This is a genomic window from Ruegeria sp. CDSB113 (genome assembly GCF_059611045.1).
The window spans coordinates 44777-61133 of the sequence record NZ_JBXWOU010000012.1 but is presented as its reverse complement, the minus strand read 5'-3'; the positions used below and the strand labels follow the sequence as shown (position 1 = coordinate 61133).

Sequence of the window (16357 nt, the reverse complement as noted above, 5' to 3'; positions counted from 1 at the left end):
GCAGATTACTTGAAGTTATTTTGGGAGACAGCCATGAAACGCAAATTCCTCAACTTCGCGATGGTGTGTCTTTTTTTCTGCCTAAGTTCACAGGCTTTCGCATGGGGGCGTACTGGACACGAAGTTGTGTGTGAGATTGCATACCAAGTACTCACCCCTGCGGCGCGCTCTGAAGTGAACGCACTTATGCGGCTCGATCCAGAGTTCCGCTTGTTCTCCCGCTCTTGTACCTGGCCAGATGCACCGCGGAAGCGTGGGCGAGAGCATTACGTAAATCTTCCGAGGGACCAAGCCAGTTTCGCTGATGACCCCTGCCCAGTTGCAGGAAACTGTGTTGTAACTGCTATCTTGAACGACATGAATGACCTTGCATTGGGTGGCTCGCCTCAGACACGCCTGGAAGCGCTTAAATACCTTGGCCATTGGGTCGGAGACGTTCATCAACCGATTCACGTTTCCTTTTCCGATGACCGCGGGGGCAACAACATGCTGGTCGGCGCACCTTGTTTTGGAAAGTTCCACGCTCTTTGGGATAGTTGCATTCTCGAAAACAGGCTAGGTGAAGATGCCCCTGTTGTAGCCGAAGAACTTCTCGCGGAGATCACTGACGATCAACGTTCCGATTGGGTCTCCGACGACGTAAGCATTGAGACTGTTATCTCTTGGGCCCAGGAGTCGTTAGACATCTCGCGCGATCCGAACGTCGGCTATTGCATCATGAACGGCACCAGCTGTTGGTACAGCAAGACATCGGAAGAGTATGAAGACGGTAACGATGTCAGGCGTGTCGACGCTCCAGACAGCTACCTTGATCAGCACGAGGCAACAATACGACTGCGGCTTATGCAAGCTGGAGTAAGGTTGGGCCACATTCTGAATGTCATACTAGATGATGGAAGCTCCGGGCCGTCAGCAATCACTTTGAACGATTTGGCTGCTCAGAGCACGGTGGTGCGCCAATTGGGCATCCCTGCTGCTGACTATCAGAGAGCGTCGCATGAGCAATTGGATCAAATCGAATTACTCTTGATCGAACTCCTTGAAGAGGTTCGTTCTCAGCGTCAATAGCGCAACAAGGCGTCCTAACCTGATTTGGCTGTTCTATGATTGTTCGAGATAGTTTGTACCCATTGACGAGCCAATGGAAGGCCGGTGGCTGGTAGGCGTGAGCGCGCCAGATGCAGATCAAAGATGATCTATCCTATAAATGGTCTCGTTTGCGGTTCGATTTCGTTGGTTCGCCGCAGGATGAAATCTAGCTTGGCCTGAGTGAGAGCTAAGGTTCGCTCTGTCCGTTTGTGAGTTGTAACGGACCAAGAGTTTGGCAGCGCAGCGAATGGCCGCTAAGCAGGCTGCGTCCGCAGCATTGGCAAGACAGGCTGAGAGTCCGCAATGGGCCGTCCTCATCCCCGCGCAGCACGTCTAGCGATCGGATGCTGCGACTGCTCCGAAGTCGGCACTGAGCCCAATGTACCGGATGCTGCGTTGCGCACGAACGTCCGCTCGGTCAGAATGGCGCGAAAATCGTGAGTAAGAAAAAGGGGCCTTGGCAAGGGATTAGTGTCGCGGGTTTTTCATGCGGTTGTTGTGACTTGAGCGAGGTGGCATATTCGTCGCATGCTGCGTTTCATTGCCAATTTTTGTGTAGTTCTGTTTCTCACCATTTTTACCCAAATTGGAGGGCTAGCGTGGCTAATCGCGCTTCTCTTCCGCAATAGAATAATCTCGTTCCTTCTGGCCTACGCAGCTTTGACGACAGCGGCGATCTGGATTGCACCAAACTTTGGCCGAGTAGCATTGAATTGCTTCGATAACGGCTCGCTTCAGGTGCAAAGCTGGATGTATTGTGCGCTCAATCGTAACTACGTGGCCCCGGAACTGAGAGACGTACTTATTGAGGCCGCCGAAGAACTGGATCGACAGTATCCCGGCACAGAAACGCTGGTGCTCGACGCTAATTTCCCATTTCTCAATGGGTTTCCTTTGCTGCCGCATCTATCTCATGACGATGGCGACAAGGTTGATCTTGCGTTATTTTACCGCGACGAAACAGGTTATCTGCCCGGTGCAACTCGATCACCGATAGGGTATTTTGCGTTCGAACCCGGCCCGACCGATTGCACGCCAAGATGGCCAACTCTCAGATGGGACTTTGGTCTTATTCAACCACTTTGGCGCGATTATGAGCTCGATGGAGCACGCACAGCTACAGTCTTGCGAATTCTATCAAACGACGAACGCGTCGGAAAAACCTTCATAGAACCGCACCTTGTTCAGTCGCTGCGTGTCGCCCACCCGCGTATTAGGTTTCAAGGGTGCAGAGCGGCACGGCACGACGATCATATTCACTTTCAACTATGACAGCAGGCCGAAATTCATGCGCCACTGTCGCTTGGGAACGCGATTGTTCTTGACCAACGCCGGTTCCTATAGCCGTCATTGGCGCAGCCGCAGCGAAAGCGGGCTTTGTCCGCAGACTGTGAGTTGGAACAGACACAAATTTTGGCAGCGCAACGAATGGCCGCTAAGCGGGCTCGACCGCAGCAATTAGACACATTGCTCAAAGTCGGCTCTGGGCGGTTCACCAAGATGCCCTCGATTTGGCTAAATGCTCGGTAAATTACGAACTCATGGCCGCTTATACATAGGCTGTTATCTAGCGGCGCCATGAGACAAAATTGGAAATTGGTGGATATCGTGGCCGAAGTGCTTGCCTATACGCTGCCCTCTCGCGCAAATTGAGATCATGCCTATAAAAGAAAAATATGCCATTTGTGACGTTCGCATTCCGGTCAAACGGAGAAAAACTCTGGATCCCGCCAAAGTCGAACGCATCGCGTACGACATAATGGAAAACGGCCAAACCACGCCCATACGCCTGCGCGCCGATAAGGGCGGCGGTTACATTCTTGTCGAAGGATATCACCGGCTTGAGGCTTTGCGCGCTATTGGTGAAGTTGAAGTCGAAGGATTTCTGGTTCACGCTCAGCTACACTGAATGTATCCAAATTGCAGGTTTCATCCTGAAAACCTAACCAATTGATACGCTGAGCGCGAAAGTCCGTTCTGAGGAAGCCGTACCGCAGCGCAAGATCAAGTGATGAGCGGCTGAATTGGCCGATCGGTAAATACGGTACATGTCGCGACGACCGTTCCGAAACCTTCGATTTTAGGTGGAACTCGCCAAAAAAATGAACGCTTGAGCAGCACGACGATGGTTAGGATTGGAAGGTGTTCAAGCAGCGACTTTCCTTCTAAGGTTGCCAACGTCTCATCCAGAGGGTTTCAACGTGGCAAGCTCAATCATTGAAGAAGATCTGACAATTGAAGGCAATCTCAACTCAAGTGCGGGAGGCATCCAGGTCAAAGGGCAAGTGGTTGGCGACGTTAGCGCTGAGACAATCATTGTTCAGGTTGGCGGGTCGGTCGACGGTGAACTATCGGCCAAGAAGATCATTATTGATGGCAAGCACCAGGGAAGCCTGAAATGCGACGATCTGAAGATTGCATCGAGCGCACAAATTCAAGCTGATGTAGCGGCCAAGACGATGGCAACTGAAAGCGGAGCGAAGGTTGTGGGCAAAGTTAACATCGCGGGCGGGCAGTAGGGCATGCCTGCCAACGACCAGTATCATGGTTACACTTCAGACAAATGCGATTGCCTGGTTCAGAGTGAAACCTGAGAGGCTCGATGCGCATCTTCTGGGAAGCTGCCCAGCAAACTGCTTGCCCGTCTTACGCCTCGACTGTGTAGGTTACCTGTTTCATTTTCGGTGGTTTGACAGGCCCAGCTCGTCCCACATCCAGCCGAAATCATAGTCTGCAACAGGAGAGCGGGTCTGGCGCGCGCTGCGGTTTTCGATTGTCTTCAGCCAGTCGATGACTTTCTTCCTGCCCGCCGTGCTGCGAGCGGCCTGGCGCGGTGTTTTGTCCCCAAGGGCCGGGATCGGCTGATCAAGCGTGTCGCGGTAGTGATGGTCGAGATGTTCGTGGGCAATCTGACGGGCAAGGGCAGGGGGGATGTCCTCTTCTTCTGCCACTTCGCTTTTCAGGCTGTCATCCGCCATCATCTGTTCGACGGTCTGAATTGATGTCAGCGGTGACTTCACCAGATCCTCCAGGAGGTCCCGGACCAAGGCTTCGCCGCGATCGGCGCGCGCTGCAGAATTTACAGAAAGTGTGAGTGTCTTGCCTTTCAGGTTCAGGGACCCAAGCACGGAGGCCCCTGACATTGACCTGTCCAACACGAGGCCGGTGCCACGGGTGTTGCCGGACGGGTTGCCGACGTCAAGCCAGGTCCAATCCTTCTGACCAGAGACCACGAGTTCTGCGGACTGGGACAGTCTTTGCCAGACCTGGCTTTGCGTCACCTTACTGGCGAGCGGGAAGCGCATCTCGTGAAAGAGAAGGTCGTCACCATCGCTGTTGCTGATCTGCGGTGGTTCCGGGTCCAGCAAGTTCGGCAAATGTGCGAATAGCCAGGCATTGGTGAAGAGAGGTGCGGAACGGTGTAGCTGATCCTGTGTCAGCTTCAGCTCATCGTCGGGATTCAATTTCAACACGGAGCGGAGCCCATCCTCAAACAACGCGACAGTGTCCGGCTCGAAGGGAAGCAGCGCCCCCGAGATCACATAGTGATCGCCCTGCATGACAACCCGAGCGGCGATGCGATCCCACCGCTGCAGCATCTGCGTTGCGCTGTGTTCCCGGACGGTGACCGGCTCTGCGTCCGAAAGCGCGTCGCGCAATACCATGGATTTGCCGGGGTCTATCTCGCTCACCTCATAAAGGCTGGCCGGTGCGTCCCGCAATCCTTTGATGTAGGCGCGGGTCCGGACGCTCTCCTTGGAACCTCTCCCGTTCAGATAGGCATCTGCAGCGTTTTCGGCGCCCGGTCCGAATGTCCTGCCCAGCAAGTCTTCCAGGCCACCGCCCCACAGAACCATCGGCCAGTCATCGCCCAGCAGGTCGCCCAAATCCTCGAAATCGAGATCAAAAGCTTCGAGACTTGGTAAAAAATGCTCGTCCAAAACAGCCGCGAGCCGCTCGTGCCAAATCTTGTCACGGGTGATATACCCGATGAGCCCACCAAGATCGTTCCCCGTTGTCATCTTCAGCTTCTCCCTGTTCGCCGGACAGAGGCGATCTAGCGCAGATTGCAACCGCCAGCCAGACCACAAGCTTGTGCAGACCTGCGTTACATGGATGGTCCCGTCTCGGTGAATGCTATTTCTTTGGCTCCCGCAAAAAAGCTCCGCAAAAAGTGCTTCGGAGCGGCGTAGGCCTTCATCGGTCAGCACCACCGATTTTGCCTTTCCAACCGGATCCAAAATCAGCCCCTTACGGTGCAAACGGTCAAGCGCGTCCCAGTCAAAACCTTTCCACGCGCGGCGCTCGTCATGCAGCGTCAACCAGAGCAGCGCCAGGACGGCCTCATCCACCTTGTTCTCATCTATGTCCATACCCACAGCGGACGCGACAAGGGCCGGGCTCGTCAACCCTGATCCGGTGCATGGCGAAAATGCAAAGATCTTTAGCCAGCATATGGTGCGATCGGACCGATAAGGCCGGGTGAAACCCGAGCCGCCTCACATCACGGATATGAATCGCTTCCAGAGAATAGATACCGCAAAGTCATTGGACAGCTGGGCTACGCCAAGCAATACTGGGAGCATGGAGCTGACAGACACCACACCTGTCCACTTGATCCATGTGGACCCGGACGTCAACATGGCGCGGTTCTATGGAATAGAGTTGCAGCCAACGCTTTTTGGGGAAGTGTCCGTCCTTCGCACCTGGGGACGAATTGGTACGAACGGGCAAGCCATGATGGTGACCTATGATGACGAAGCCCAGGCTGCTGACGCGCTCTATAAACTTGAAATACAAAAACGTCGTCGAGGGTATGTCCCGGTCGGAGCATAGACGTTTGATCCCATGGTCAGTTGATGCGATCCATTCAATGGAATGGTATGCAGCGAGGCAGGTGTGAAAGCACCGCATCGGAGGTTCTTCCAACATCGCAAGACAACGCTAAAGATGCCAAACCAGCGTGATATTGTTCAGGGCTTGTTGCTATCGATCCAGCGGGACATCAGGGAGCGATCCCGAAAGCATTCGTCTGGAACAGCGCGACGCTTGATCCGCGCTATGCGTTCCGCGAATGCCACCTGCTTGGAGCTTGGCCGGGTATCGCGAACGCGAGGTGCTGATCTCTGCGTGTCGATCCACTGGCTCATCGCGCGCCGATCTTGCTGGATTTCCCAGGGTAGAATTATGTTTTGCTGCTCCGCGATCTTACGTGCGTAGGCAAGTTGTTTGGCTGTGGCTGGCAGTGCGGTCTGTGTCTCTGAAATGGCAGCTTCGGACATCTGCTTTCCCCTTTGATCGTATTGTAAATGATAGAACAAAAAGGGTTCAAAAGCAATTATATTGTGCCCTCTGCCATCAGTGACACTAAATATGGTGTCTTTGTGTGTATTCTGGATTGAAAGCAATTCAGAGCATTCAACAACTGACGGTGTCAGATAAATGATAGGTGGAGATCCGCGCGCCGCGCGCGGCTCACTTAATCGATGAGACAGGGTAGGGGCTCGACGCGCTTGCTCGCGCTTACCCCAACCCTGACATTACACCTACTGCGATCGCAGCCCGCTGATGGCGGTCTGCTGTACTTCTTTTCCCGTGCGTCAGGGGGCCGAAAATCTCTCGTATCTGATCCGGTCGAGGGGGAAGGCGCAAAGAGAGGCCCACGCCAAGGGCGCGGTTCACAATTCCTTTTTTTGTGCGCCTCAAGCAGAACTCGTGAAAATCCCGGTTCCTCCCACGCGCAAGCGCGGGTCCCTCCCAAATTTGCCCGATTTCAGCCTGACCCCCAGTCCTCCGATCAGATCCGGATATTTTCCATCGGCCCCCCTCCTTCGCCGGGAAAAACGCGGTGGGGCGAGGGTGGCTGATGTCAGTCCAGCAGGCCGTTTCCTTGGCCTGCTGTGTTCACAACAAACCGAGAGCGGTGAGGCCGGGCGCAGATCGGCCGCCGCCTTACCATGAAAGAGAGGTCTACTATGGCTGCAATCGCAAAACAGACCGAGGAAACAGGTCAGGTCGATTATGCCCTCATCGCTCAGCAGAATGACGCGTTCCGCAAGCGGCTGCCCCAGGGTGGGGAGGGGATCATCGTTCAGACAACCGCAATCGACAATATGGGGCCTGTTTTTGTCGCCGCGTGTCTGGCCCAGATCGTCACCTATGACGATTTCACCGAGGACAACGACCCCCATGGCACTCACGAGATGGGGTTCATGGAAATCATGGGCCACAAGGTCTGGTTCAAAATCGACCTGTACGACGAGAACTACCAGTACGGGACACCGGCCCCCACCGATTTGAGCAAGACGCACCGCGTCCTGACCATCCTGATCCCCAGCGATTATTGAGTTCGGTCCCGGCCATGCGGTCGGGTTTGGATGCGCAACCCGCGCAGGAAAGGAGGTGAGAAAATGAACCCATACACCATTGAGCGTCAACGTCAGTTGGCTTGGAAGAACCTCAAGAAGGGCGGCCTCTCCGGCAAGATTGCCCGCGCCTTCTTGAAACATCACGGAGCCGTCTAAGCGGCCTCGCTCTACCCCGGAAGGGGTAGGGCACCCTTACCACGAAACTTCACCATGAGAAAAGGGTTACCCCTATGACTAAGCAAACCAATATCACCGCAACCGAGGCCCGCTTTCCGCTGGCATCGCTGACACTTTCCCCGATCAACCCGCGCCAGACCGTACCGGAGGCCGAGATTGTTGAATTGTCTGACTCGATCTGGACTGTTGGCCTGATCCAGAGCATCGCCGGTCTGGCCGACGACAAGGGCGGCGCTGAAATCGTGGCTGGTGGACGTCGCCTGCGCGCACTGCAATATCTGGCAGAGAAACACGACAACCTTGCCAGCATCCGCCCCGAACTGGCGAACCCGCTGGTGATGATCGCGCCGGATGTCGAAACGGCGCAGACATGGGCCAATGCGGAGAACATCACCCGCAAGAACCTGTCACCCGCCGAAGAAATCCGCGCCTATGGTAAGATGGACAAGGCGGGTGCGCCCGCCGCTGGCATTGCGCGCGCCTTTGCCGTGACGGAAGGACATGTTTACAAGCGCTTGAAACTGGCAAGCCTGCCCGAACAGGTGATCGACGCGCTGGAAGCTAAGGAAATCAGCCTTGGTGAAGCAGCAGCCTTCACCATCTGCGACGATACTGACCTGACCCTGAGCGTTCTGGAACAGGCGCGGACAGGCCGCCTTTCCGAACAGCAGATCAAGAACATGTTGAAACCGGATGCGGTCAGCGCGACGGATCGACGGGCAAAGTTTGTTGGACTGGACGCCTACAAAGAGGCCGGTGGCCGGGTTTCGGGCGACCTCTTTGCTGAAATGACACTGTTGGACGATGAGGCGATCCTTGACCAGTGCTTTGGTGACAAGCTTGCCGTAACAGCGCGCACAATCCGTCAGGAGCAGGGCTGGAAATGGGCCGAGGTGGTCGAGGACAGTTTTTTCGGCGGCTATGACATCGACCAGATGAAATGCGCCCGCATCTATGCCGTGCAAGGCGAACTGACCGAGGAACAGGCCGAGCGCTACGACGAACTGGCCGAACTTGCGGAAGCCGAGGTTCAGGACGAGGCAGGTGAAGCCGAATTGCAGGTGCTGCAAACCATCATGGATGGGGTCTATACGGATGTTCAAAAGGACTGCGCCGGGATCATCCTTTATGTCACCAACTCGGGTGGGCTGTCAGTGACCGAAGGTCTGGTGAAGCCGGAGGACAAGGCAGCGGCGGTTGAGGCCGGTGTCCTGAAAGCGTCCCGGCACAAAAAGAGCGACAGCACCGCCGACACGTCCAGCAAGCCCCGCATGTCGCAAGCGCTGGCCGATGATCTGTGCCGTGTGGTGACAGGTGCGCGCCAACATGCGGCGGTCAACGATCCCGATCTTATCCTTTCCCTTCTGGCCTTTCAGGTGTCGGGTGGCGCAAGTTACGGCAGACCGATCGGTCTGACCAAGGAAATCGTGCCCAACTACCCGACCACCGAGGCGGCGGGATATGCGCTGGACGAGCGGCTGACGACGCCGACCGAATGGAGCCATGACACCGGCACCGGTGACTTTGCGAAGGCGTTTCGGGCTTTTCGCAAGAAAGGTGCAGATCACATTCAGGCCGAGTTGACCCGTTTCCTTGCGGCGCTGTTGAGCGGTGGTGACGAGAAGCTGAAAGCGCTGATCGACAAAGAGGTAAAGACCGACATTCGCGCAGTCTGGACGCCGAATTTCGACAATTTCTTTAGCCGCATCGCAGGGCCTTACCTCAACGAGATTTGGAACTCTGTTCTTGGGTTGAAAAAGACCCAGCCGCAAGCTCTCAGCTTTGAAGCGCTCAAAGTGGGCGAGAAGCGGAAGAAGCTGGACGCCCTGTTCAACGATCCCGACACCCGCGCTGCCATGCAACTGAGCCAGGCGGTCGAGAAGCGGATCGCCACATGGGTGCCGGAGGGTATGGCCTAAAAACCGCAGGCGGGGCGCGCAAGCGCCCTGCCACACCGATGTGGCTTCTGCAGGCGATTACTGGTTGAAAGTGAACACGGTAAGCAGGTGATGGAGGCGGGCTTCTGTCAGCTTTGGCTTGAATAGAGCGGCAAGAAGATATATATTGATGATAGATACCAATTGGAGGTGACAATGCCAGATACAGCGGTTGCAAAAGTGTTCATGACCGGCCGGTCTCAGGCGGTTCGGTTGCCGAAAGAATTCCGGTTCAAGACCGATGAAGTTCGGATCAGGGCCGAAGGCTCAAAGGTCATTCTTGAACCCATCGAAAACGATTGGGAGTGGTTGGACGAGCTGCACAAGTTGGGTCCGCTTGATGAGGATGCCGCGCAGGCTGCCGAGGAAGATGTGCCGCCGCAGGATCGCCCGGAACTGGATGTATTCAGGTGAAATTCCTGCTCGACACCAACGCCGTCATTGGGATCATTGCGGCCAATAGCAGCCTGCTTTCCCGATTGTCTGAGCATGTGCCCAGTGATTTCGGAGTTCCCTCTGTCGTCATGTATGAACTCTATTGGGGTGCATACAAAAGCGCGAAGGTTGCAGAGAATGTTGCGCGGGTCGATGCGCACAGGTTCGAAGTGTTGGACCTGTCAGCAGAGGATGCGAAAGCCGCTGGTCTGATCCGCGCTGATCTGTACAGGAAAGGCACCCCCATTGGGGCATATGACCTTTTGATTGCGGGGCAGGCGGTTTCGCGGTCCCTGACGCTCATCACCAATAACGTCAAAGAGTTTCGCCGGGTTGAAAATCTGATCTATGAGGACTGGCAAACATGACCAAAGTTACCACGCCAACCATTTCAGAGAGCGCAATCCGCCGCGTGTGGAAATCCGCTCAGATGTATATCGCATTCCACAAGGACCAGAAAAAGCGCAAACGCGAGGAGCCGAAATTCTGGCCACCCAAGAACGGTAGCGCGTCGCTGCATGATGATATCGCCGAACAGGAGGCCATCGTTGTCGTCAAAACCGCTGATCCTGAAAACACCCAGGATGTGCAGATCAAGCTGCATCCCAACCGGATTGTGGTGCGCCGTGATGCCGACAAATGGTGGCAAGGCGTAGCGGTTGACGATAGTTCTGTAACCGTTCGCATGGCCGACAACACGACCATTGAAATCCGTCATGATGGGTCAATCAAGCGCCGGTCCGCCGAGGATGAAACCCATGTCGAAGCGGATGGCAGCATTTTCAAATGGACACCGCACGCAGAAGCCATGATGACCGGCGACGGGATCGAAATGTCCCGACGCACCGACGACCGGATTGCGGCCATCACACATGACGGCGTTGTCGATCGCGCGCGGAAACGGTAGCAGGCTAACAACGTCCCTGTATTCCTGTTCTCTCTTGTGGTGAGAGGCACTGGCCCGCATCGTCGGGTCTCCTTTTGCCATTGTACCGGCGTCAATGTTCCTCTGGTGTCGCTTGGCACCTGGGACCGTTGCCCCAGTTGCCCGCACGACTGGTCGCTTCGCTTTGACGGCCGCGATTGCGTCCGATGCATCCCCGAACCTTGGCGCCAGGACACACACGGCCCACCGCCTCCGCTGATGGGAAAGAGCAACTTGCGCCACCACGCGCGGTGCCATTCTCCTAAATGTCATTCCAATTCGGGAAGGCCACCAACTCGCGGATCTGAACTATGTGAATGTGACAGATCGGCTTGATTTCGCCGCCATCCCCGGTGGATCAGTGTTCCAGCCTTTCGCTCGCATCGGCCCCAATAGTTCGTGCCACTAATCCGGTCTGACAATCTTCAACCCGTTGCCAAGGAAGATCCTCGCTCCCCGTGTTTCTTCAAGATGAACATATGCGAGCAGTCGGGTTTGGCGCTGCTGATCTGGCAACAGATCAGCAGCTTCAACGGCTATTTTCCGCAGCCGGGCCAGCCCGGCTTTGCACCGCGAAACAAAATAGCCGCTGACATCCCCTGAGTGCCCGCAAGAGCCATGTTCATCGAAACACTCAAAAGCGAGGATCTAACAATGGCAACTCAAACTCTGAAGCTGAACGTCAAAGCCGGTGAAAAAGATGGCACGAATTACTGGGACAAATGCGGGGTTCTCTTTGTAAACACCGACGACGTTACCGGCGAAATCAAGTCGATCACCGTCAAACATAGCATGTTCCCCGGCGTTGAAATGGTGGCCTTCCCAAAACGGAATGACGACGACGGCGTAACCGAATAACCGAAGGGCAGGGCGGCGCAAGTTGCCCTTTCCCGTGCTCCGGCTTTTGGTCGGCATCAAGATCATCTGGAGGTGATCTTGATGCTATCACCGAAGAGCAGTGCTGGGACATGATGAGCGACGCATCAATAGTAACGCCTGATAGCCTGATCGCGTCGGGCAGTCTTGAGCAGGTTTTTCCCAAGTAACTAAGTGGCCGAGAGTCAGCATAATGATAGGGGCAAATCACGCGCCTTCAGCGCGTGACCGCGTGCTTGGCTCCAGCCGGCCTAGCCGGCTTCCACCCCGAACCAGACATGTCCATTCTCCCTGCGGCCCGAGTGCTGTGAAACCTGTCTCATCCGAGCCAGCTTTCACCGCGGCCGCAAGTCGGCTGGTCACGTCCGTTTCGGCCCTTCGGGTGACGCCCGTTCGCTTCGCCTTTTGCGAAGACCACGCTCGATAGACATCGAGCAAAGCGCAGACCGACAAGCGGTCTGCTGCGCTTGTTTTCCCGAACGTCGCGGGGCCGAAAATCTCTCGTATCTGATCCGGTCCAGGGGGAAGGCGCGAAAAGGGACCCGCGCCTGGCACGGCTCACATTTCTCTTTCGCATGCGCCTCAAGCAGAAAACCGGCTTTCACGCGCAATGCGCGCAAACCTTCCGTTTTTCAGCCTGACCCCCGGTCCTCCGATCAGATCCGGATCTTTTCCATCGGCCCCCTCCTTCGCCGGGAAAAACGCGGTGGGGCGAGGGTGGCTGATGTCAGTCCAGCAGGCCGTTTCCTTGGCCTGCTGTGTTCACAACAAACAGCTAGCGGACAGGTCGGGCGGAAATCGACCACCGCATCACCACAGAGGAATTTTCCTGATGACTTACAATCGTTACATGCGGGGCATGTCATGCGGCGGACTGGTGACAGGGGAGGCGCTGACCAACGACCAGCTGCGCCAAGCTGTCCCGTCAATTTTCGCAACCGAAGGCCACGAGAGCCGCTCTGACCGCTTTGTGCCGGTTCCGACCGTAAACGTTCTGGACGGGTTGCGGAAAGAAGGGTTTGACCCGTTCTTTGCCCAGCAGGCGAACACCCGTGTACCGGGCAAGGCCGCGTTCACCAAGCACATGCTGCGGCTTCGTCACCGTTCGATCACCAATAGCGACGGCGAGTCCTTCGAAATAGTTCTGGTCAACGCAAATGACGGGACCAGCAGTTATCAGATGATCCCGGGCTATTTCCGGTTTGTCTGCGCGAATGGCCTGATGGTGGGCGATACCTTTAACGAGGTGAAAGTGCGGCACTCGGGAAACGCGGTGTCCGAAGTCATCGAAGGCGCGTTTACCGTTCTGGATGATGCCGAAGAGATCACCGAGCAGGTGCAAGACTTCAAGGCCATCACCGTGAACGACGCCGAACGGAAGATTTTGGCCGAAGCCGCGCACCAGCTGCGTTTTCCTGAAGCGGTCAAAGAGGACGGAAAACCCGCGCCGATTGATGCGACACGGTTGCTGAGCACGCGCCGTAACGCCGACCGCTCCGCCGATCTGTGGACCGCGTTCAACGTGGTTCAGGAAAATGTCATCCGTGGTGGGATTTCCGGGCGCGTCCGGACAGCCGATGGTCGGACCCGCCGTCAGCGGACCCGCCCTGTTGCTGGGATCGACCAGAACAAAGCGCTCAATCGCGCCCTTTGGACGCTGACCGAGAAAATGGCCGAATTGAAAGGGGGTGGCGCATGAGCGCCCCCTTCACGGTCAATTGCTCGAACTGCGGTGGGCAGAACATCAAGCGGGACGCCCATGCAGAATGGAACGCAGAGCTACAGCAATGGAAGCTTTGCGCCGTCTATGACGCATGGGATTGCGACGATTGCGGCCATGCGGCTTCAGTCTATGAGCAGGCCGTTAATGACCCATCCGAAATCAAGGCGTCGTTATGATTTCGGCTGTCACTGATTTTGTGCGGATCATCAACGAGCTTGACCGATCCAAGCACCGGGACGAGGTTTTCCGTGATTTCTGCGAACTGTCCTATTGTGCGCTGGCAAAGCGCGCCTGTCCCGATGAAGCCCAAAGAGACGCGCTTGAGGCGCAGTACATGGAGGTGGTCGGGCGCTATCGCAACAAAGACGACATCCGTCGAATGCCGGAACTGCTGGCAATCATGGCGGGCACGATCGGCAACGGTGGGTGTGATTTTCTCGGCATGGTCGCGGGTGAGCTTGGCGTACTGGACGCCAAGCTGGGGCAATTCTTCACGCCCTATGAAGTATCGCGCATGATGGCGGAAATAACCTTGACCGATGCGAAAGCCACCATCGAAGCGGAGGGGTTCATAACGATTGACGAACCTGCCGCCGGGGCGGGCGGCATGTTGCTGGCCGTGGCCGACACCATCGAGGGTATGGGCTTTGAAATGGAAACAAGCGTTTGGTTTCGGGCAACTGAGTTGTCACGCGCCACCTATCACATGGCCTATCTGCAACTCACCGCGCGCGGTCTGGCCGGGCAGGTCATTCATGGCAACAGCATCAGCTTGGAAACCTACACTGGCGCATACACCGCCGCTGCGCCTGTATTCTTTGCGGCCAATGGTGATCCGTTTGCCAAGCAACGCGCCGAACGGGAAGCGCAGGCCAAAGCCGATGCAGAAAGAGCCGCACAAGACGAAACGGCCCGCAAGGAGCGCTTCAAAACGCTGGGTGATGGCCCGGCGATTCAAGGCGACCAACTCAACTTCTTTTGAGGCTGGGCTATTTCTCTTGGTATGTCGCCTCCGCTTGCGCGGTCGAGGGTTATCCAGTCTGGGCAATTTCAACCTTGGGCGAAATTGACCTGACCGGAGCAGGCTGTAAGCAGAGACCCCAAATATCTCAGCGTCAGCCTGTGGATAACCCTCGGCCGGCGATGCCCTGACTGCCAGCGCGAGTTTGGAGTTTTGCACAGACGGAACAAACGGGGATCAATACACCTATTTGTCCTGTACCGTTGTTCGGATCATCTTGGCAATTGCTTTGTCATTTTCCAACATTACTTGCCGGAACAGGCTTCCGACATTGACGCTTGCGCGCAGGGATTTTGGAATACCAACCAGAATTTCCTCCAAGGCGCGTTCAACTTCACCACCTTCAGGAGCCGAAATCTGGAACCGGATCGGTGTACGCACGTTACTCTTGATTTCACCAGTGGCTTTTTTGCGCTTGGTCATTGTGCATCCCCGTTCAGGTTGTTTCGGATCATGTCTGCAATAAGTGCATCGTTGTCTTGCAGAACCTCTTTGAAGAAGGCCCCAAGGTTGAAGTTCTTCTGGAAGGGGGCAGGTATATTGCTGCGGACTTCTTCAAGTGCAGCCGCAATCTCGCTGCCGTCTGAGGTTGATATCTGAACCCTGATCGGTTGCCCTGCCACGCAAGGCCCTTCGGATCTCGCCGGCGCATCTTGCTTTGGCCTGCCCGTGGCTGGTTTAGACCTTTTGGGTTTTTGGGTTGGTGCCCGATCTGCGACCGGTTCGGTTTTCGCCGGTTTGGCGGGTTCCGGTTTTGGTTCAGCCGAGAGTTCATCCTGCCCTTGCTTCTTAAACTCTGTCACGGTTGGCGCGATTTCGGATTCGGACCTCTCAAACAGGCTCTCAATGCTCTTAGGCCGCGACATGATGCACCTCGCTTTCCTTCAGAGCGTTTAGAGCATAGTCAGCATTGCTCAGCGCCTTTTTGCAGCGATCCGCCATGCGCCGTGCATTTGACCGGGCTGACTGGGTTTCCGCTCGTTCCATGGCTCCCTCAGCAAAACCCTTCAACCGCCCGATCGTTGTCCCCGCCCTTAGCGCGTCATCCATCGCAGCGGAATCGGCAATGCCACCAATGCAGGTAAACTGCTTTGCCAGAGCTTGTTTGCCCTTCTGGATACCGGCTGACTGCGCAACGGACTGCCGGGTAAACATGATGCGGAATTTTTCTCTCGGGTCTGCCGTGCTGCCGATTTGCTGCAATGCCGCTTCGCAGGATCTGTACGTGACCATGATGGGCTTGTATTCCGCTGACGATCCATCAGACGGGCACAGCACCATGTCGGCAACAGCCATCGCCATCGCGGCCGTCATGCTGGGTTCGCCTTTGGTGTCGATCAGCAGGTAGTCAAAGCCCCCTGCCTTTTCCGCCTCAAGAATGTGGGCATAAGCCAGTTTCGCATTCTCTGCATCTTCTTTGGCAAACTGCCCGGCCTCGATCAGAAGTTCATCGGCTGGGATCGGTTCCAGTCCGTTATTCGGATTCAACCATTCCGAGAGTGTTCCTTGTGAATCCAGATCGAGGATACGAACACGTTTGCCCTGATGGTGCAAAGCAGAAGCGAAGGCGACGAGCATGGAAGATTTCCCCGCCCCGCCTTTGGAGTTTACGGCTGCATAGATTTTCAATTTGGTCTCCGGGTCTGCGCCCGAAAGCCACGCCGCGGAGCGGCGTGCCACAACCGGGCTCGCGATTTCAAGTTATCGCGCGATCCCGCACCCGCGCTGAAATCTACGCTATTGCTTTTCTAAGCAATACTCAACCGTCAACCACTTGGAAAGCCAAATAGCAAATAGATACAGACA

20 protein-coding genes are annotated in these 16357 nt (G+C 55.9%); 15 read left to right on the top strand and 5 right to left on the bottom strand.

Translation table 11 applies throughout. The annotated features are described in order from the left end of the window. Positions 1 to 33: 33 nt before the first annotated feature. The 4 genes from AC2FIS_RS18185 (at position 34) to AC2FIS_RS18170 (ending at position 3608) form a co-directional block, all read left to right on the top strand. On the top strand, positions 34 to 1068 hold the full coding sequence (locus AC2FIS_RS18185; protein ID WP_496774786.1) for a S1/P1 nuclease: 1035 nt from the start codon (positions 34 to 36) through the stop codon (positions 1066 to 1068). 549 nt (positions 1069 to 1617) lie between these two features. Next, positions 1618 to 2361 (top strand): hypothetical protein, encoded by a 744-nt coding sequence (locus tag AC2FIS_RS18180; protein ID WP_496774785.1) that lies wholly within the window; start codon positions 1618 to 1620, stop codon positions 2359 to 2361. A 385-nt stretch (positions 2362 to 2746) separates the two neighbouring features. Further along, on the top strand, positions 2747 to 2998 hold the full coding sequence (locus AC2FIS_RS18175; protein ID WP_496703981.1) for a ParB N-terminal domain-containing protein: 252 nt from the start codon (positions 2747 to 2749) through the stop codon (positions 2996 to 2998). A gap of 226 nt (positions 2999 to 3224) precedes the next feature. After that, positions 3225 to 3608 (top strand): bactofilin family protein, encoded by a 384-nt coding sequence (locus AC2FIS_RS18170; protein WP_496774784.1) that lies wholly within the window; start codon positions 3225 to 3227, stop codon positions 3606 to 3608. A 156-nt stretch (positions 3609 to 3764) separates the two neighbouring features. On the opposite strand, the gene AC2FIS_RS18165 is transcribed toward AC2FIS_RS18170, so the two are convergent. Then, complete coding sequence (locus tag AC2FIS_RS18165) at positions 3765 to 5462, bottom strand: DUF6429 family protein (RefSeq protein WP_496774783.1); 1698 nt, start codon at positions 5460 to 5462, stop codon at positions 3765 to 3767. A 211-nt stretch (positions 5463 to 5673) separates the two neighbouring features. On the opposite strand from AC2FIS_RS18165, the gene AC2FIS_RS18160 reads away from it, so the two are divergent. Further along, positions 5674 to 5925 carry a WGR domain-containing protein gene (locus AC2FIS_RS18160; RefSeq protein WP_496774782.1) on the top strand — a complete coding sequence of 84 codons (252 nt, stop codon included), beginning with the start codon at positions 5674 to 5676 and terminating at the stop codon, positions 5923 to 5925. Between the two features lie 137 nt (positions 5926 to 6062). Here the strand turns inward: AC2FIS_RS18160 and AC2FIS_RS18155 are convergent, their stop codons facing one another. After that, positions 6063 to 6356: a hypothetical protein gene (locus tag AC2FIS_RS18155; protein WP_496774863.1), complete on the bottom strand. Its 294-nt coding sequence runs from the start codon at positions 6354 to 6356 to the stop codon at positions 6063 to 6065. A gap of 708 nt (positions 6357 to 7064) precedes the next feature. Between AC2FIS_RS18155 and AC2FIS_RS18150 the strand changes: the two genes are divergently transcribed. From AC2FIS_RS18150 to AC2FIS_RS18105, 10 genes are all read left to right on the top strand, one after another. Further along, on the top strand, positions 7065 to 7436 hold the full coding sequence (locus tag AC2FIS_RS18150) for a DUF3768 domain-containing protein (RefSeq protein WP_496774781.1): 372 nt from the start codon (positions 7065 to 7067) through the stop codon (positions 7434 to 7436). A gap of 251 nt (positions 7437 to 7687) precedes the next feature. Further along, the gene (locus tag AC2FIS_RS18145) at positions 7688 to 9553 is read left to right on the top strand and encodes a ParB/RepB/Spo0J family partition protein (protein WP_496774780.1); all 1866 of its coding nucleotides are present in this window, start codon (positions 7688 to 7690) and stop codon (positions 9551 to 9553) included. A gap of 174 nt (positions 9554 to 9727) precedes the next feature. After that, entirely contained in the window at positions 9728 to 9985 is a 258-nt protein-coding gene (locus AC2FIS_RS18140) for an antitoxin (RefSeq protein ID WP_421596365.1), read from the top strand. Next, positions 9982 to 10374: a type II toxin-antitoxin system VapC family toxin gene (locus AC2FIS_RS18135; protein WP_496774779.1), complete on the top strand. Its 393-nt coding sequence runs from the start codon at positions 9982 to 9984 to the stop codon at positions 10372 to 10374. Before AC2FIS_RS18140 ends, AC2FIS_RS18135 begins: the two co-directional genes overlap by 4 nt. Then, positions 10371 to 10913 carry a hypothetical protein gene (locus AC2FIS_RS18130; RefSeq protein ID WP_496774778.1) on the top strand — a complete coding sequence of 181 codons (543 nt, stop codon included), beginning with the start codon at positions 10371 to 10373 and terminating at the stop codon, positions 10911 to 10913. The genes AC2FIS_RS18135 and AC2FIS_RS18130 overlap by 4 nt, the downstream gene beginning before the upstream one ends. 489 nt (positions 10914 to 11402) lie before the next feature. After that, positions 11403 to 11534, top strand: a complete 132-nt coding sequence (locus AC2FIS_RS18125) for a hypothetical protein (RefSeq protein WP_496774777.1) — start codon at positions 11403 to 11405, stop codon at positions 11532 to 11534. Between the two features lie 51 nt (positions 11535 to 11585). Beyond that, complete coding sequence (locus tag AC2FIS_RS18120; RefSeq protein ID WP_496774776.1) at positions 11586 to 11789, top strand: hypothetical protein; 204 nt, start codon at positions 11586 to 11588, stop codon at positions 11787 to 11789. Positions 11790 to 12639: 850 nt separating this feature from the next. Next, positions 12640 to 13506, top strand: a complete 867-nt coding sequence (locus AC2FIS_RS18115) for a DUF932 domain-containing protein (protein ID WP_496774775.1) — start codon at positions 12640 to 12642, stop codon at positions 13504 to 13506. Then, positions 13503 to 13706 carry a hypothetical protein gene (locus AC2FIS_RS18110; protein WP_496774774.1) on the top strand — a complete coding sequence of 68 codons (204 nt, stop codon included), beginning with the start codon at positions 13503 to 13505 and terminating at the stop codon, positions 13704 to 13706. The genes AC2FIS_RS18115 and AC2FIS_RS18110 overlap by 4 nt, the downstream gene beginning before the upstream one ends. Beyond that, entirely contained in the window at positions 13703 to 14512 is an 810-nt protein-coding gene (locus tag AC2FIS_RS18105; RefSeq protein WP_496774773.1) for an N-6 DNA methylase, read from the top strand. Before AC2FIS_RS18110 ends, AC2FIS_RS18105 begins: the two co-directional genes overlap by 4 nt. Before the next feature lie 225 nt (positions 14513 to 14737). Here the strand turns inward: AC2FIS_RS18105 and AC2FIS_RS18100 are convergent, their stop codons facing one another. Genes AC2FIS_RS18100 through AC2FIS_RS18090 form a run of 3 tightly spaced genes read right to left on the bottom strand, consistent with a single transcriptional unit; the run spans position 14738 to position 16231 of the window. Next, positions 14738 to 14974 carry a hypothetical protein gene (locus tag AC2FIS_RS18100; RefSeq protein ID WP_496774772.1) on the bottom strand — a complete coding sequence of 79 codons (237 nt, stop codon included), beginning with the start codon at positions 14972 to 14974 and terminating at the stop codon, positions 14738 to 14740. Further along, positions 14971 to 15417, bottom strand: coding sequence for a hypothetical protein (locus tag AC2FIS_RS18095; protein ID WP_496774771.1), 447 nt, complete (start codon positions 15415 to 15417; stop codon positions 14971 to 14973). The genes AC2FIS_RS18100 and AC2FIS_RS18095 overlap by 4 nt, the downstream gene beginning before the upstream one ends. Further along, positions 15404 to 16231 carry an AAA family ATPase gene (locus tag AC2FIS_RS18090; RefSeq protein ID WP_496774770.1) on the bottom strand — a complete coding sequence of 276 codons (828 nt, stop codon included), beginning with the start codon at positions 16229 to 16231 and terminating at the stop codon, positions 15404 to 15406. The genes AC2FIS_RS18095 and AC2FIS_RS18090 overlap by 14 nt, the downstream gene beginning before the upstream one ends. Between the last annotated feature and the right edge of the window lie 126 nt (positions 16232 to 16357).

Excerpts from the sequence above, each read along its gene's own strand:
- AC2FIS_RS18185 (WP_496774786.1), top strand. The coding sequence starts at position 34 with ATGAAACGCAAATTCCTCAACTTCGCGATGGTGTGTCTTTTTTTCTGC.
- AC2FIS_RS18180 (WP_496774785.1), top strand. The coding sequence starts at position 1,618 with ATGCTGCGTTTCATTGCCAATTTTTGTGTAGTTCTGTTTCTCACCATT.
- AC2FIS_RS18175 (WP_496703981.1), top strand. The coding sequence starts at position 2,747 with ATGCCTATAAAAGAAAAATATGCCATTTGTGACGTTCGCATTCCGGTC.
- AC2FIS_RS18165 (WP_496774783.1), bottom strand. The coding sequence starts at position 5,462 with ATGGACATAGATGAGAACAAGGTGGATGAGGCCGTCCTGGCGCTGCTC.
- AC2FIS_RS18160 (WP_496774782.1), top strand. The coding sequence starts at position 5,674 with ATGGAGCTGACAGACACCACACCTGTCCACTTGATCCATGTGGACCCG.
- AC2FIS_RS18150 (WP_496774781.1), top strand. The coding sequence starts at position 7,065 with ATGGCTGCAATCGCAAAACAGACCGAGGAAACAGGTCAGGTCGATTAT.
- AC2FIS_RS18145 (WP_496774780.1), top strand. The coding sequence starts at position 7,688 with ATGACTAAGCAAACCAATATCACCGCAACCGAGGCCCGCTTTCCGCTG.
- AC2FIS_RS18140 (WP_421596365.1), top strand. The coding sequence starts at position 9,728 with ATGCCAGATACAGCGGTTGCAAAAGTGTTCATGACCGGCCGGTCTCAG.
- AC2FIS_RS18130 (WP_496774778.1), top strand. The coding sequence starts at position 10,371 with ATGACCAAAGTTACCACGCCAACCATTTCAGAGAGCGCAATCCGCCGC.
- AC2FIS_RS18125 (WP_496774777.1), top strand. The coding sequence starts at position 11,403 with ATGAACATATGCGAGCAGTCGGGTTTGGCGCTGCTGATCTGGCAACAG.
- AC2FIS_RS18120 (WP_496774776.1), top strand. The coding sequence starts at position 11,586 with ATGGCAACTCAAACTCTGAAGCTGAACGTCAAAGCCGGTGAAAAAGAT.
- AC2FIS_RS18115 (WP_496774775.1), top strand. The coding sequence starts at position 12,640 with ATGACTTACAATCGTTACATGCGGGGCATGTCATGCGGCGGACTGGTG.
- AC2FIS_RS18110 (WP_496774774.1), top strand. The coding sequence starts at position 13,503 with ATGAGCGCCCCCTTCACGGTCAATTGCTCGAACTGCGGTGGGCAGAAC.
- AC2FIS_RS18105 (WP_496774773.1), top strand. The coding sequence starts at position 13,703 with ATGATTTCGGCTGTCACTGATTTTGTGCGGATCATCAACGAGCTTGAC.
- AC2FIS_RS18100 (WP_496774772.1), bottom strand. The coding sequence starts at position 14,974 with ATGACCAAGCGCAAAAAAGCCACTGGTGAAATCAAGAGTAACGTGCGT.
- AC2FIS_RS18095 (WP_496774771.1), bottom strand. The coding sequence starts at position 15,417 with ATGTCGCGGCCTAAGAGCATTGAGAGCCTGTTTGAGAGGTCCGAATCC.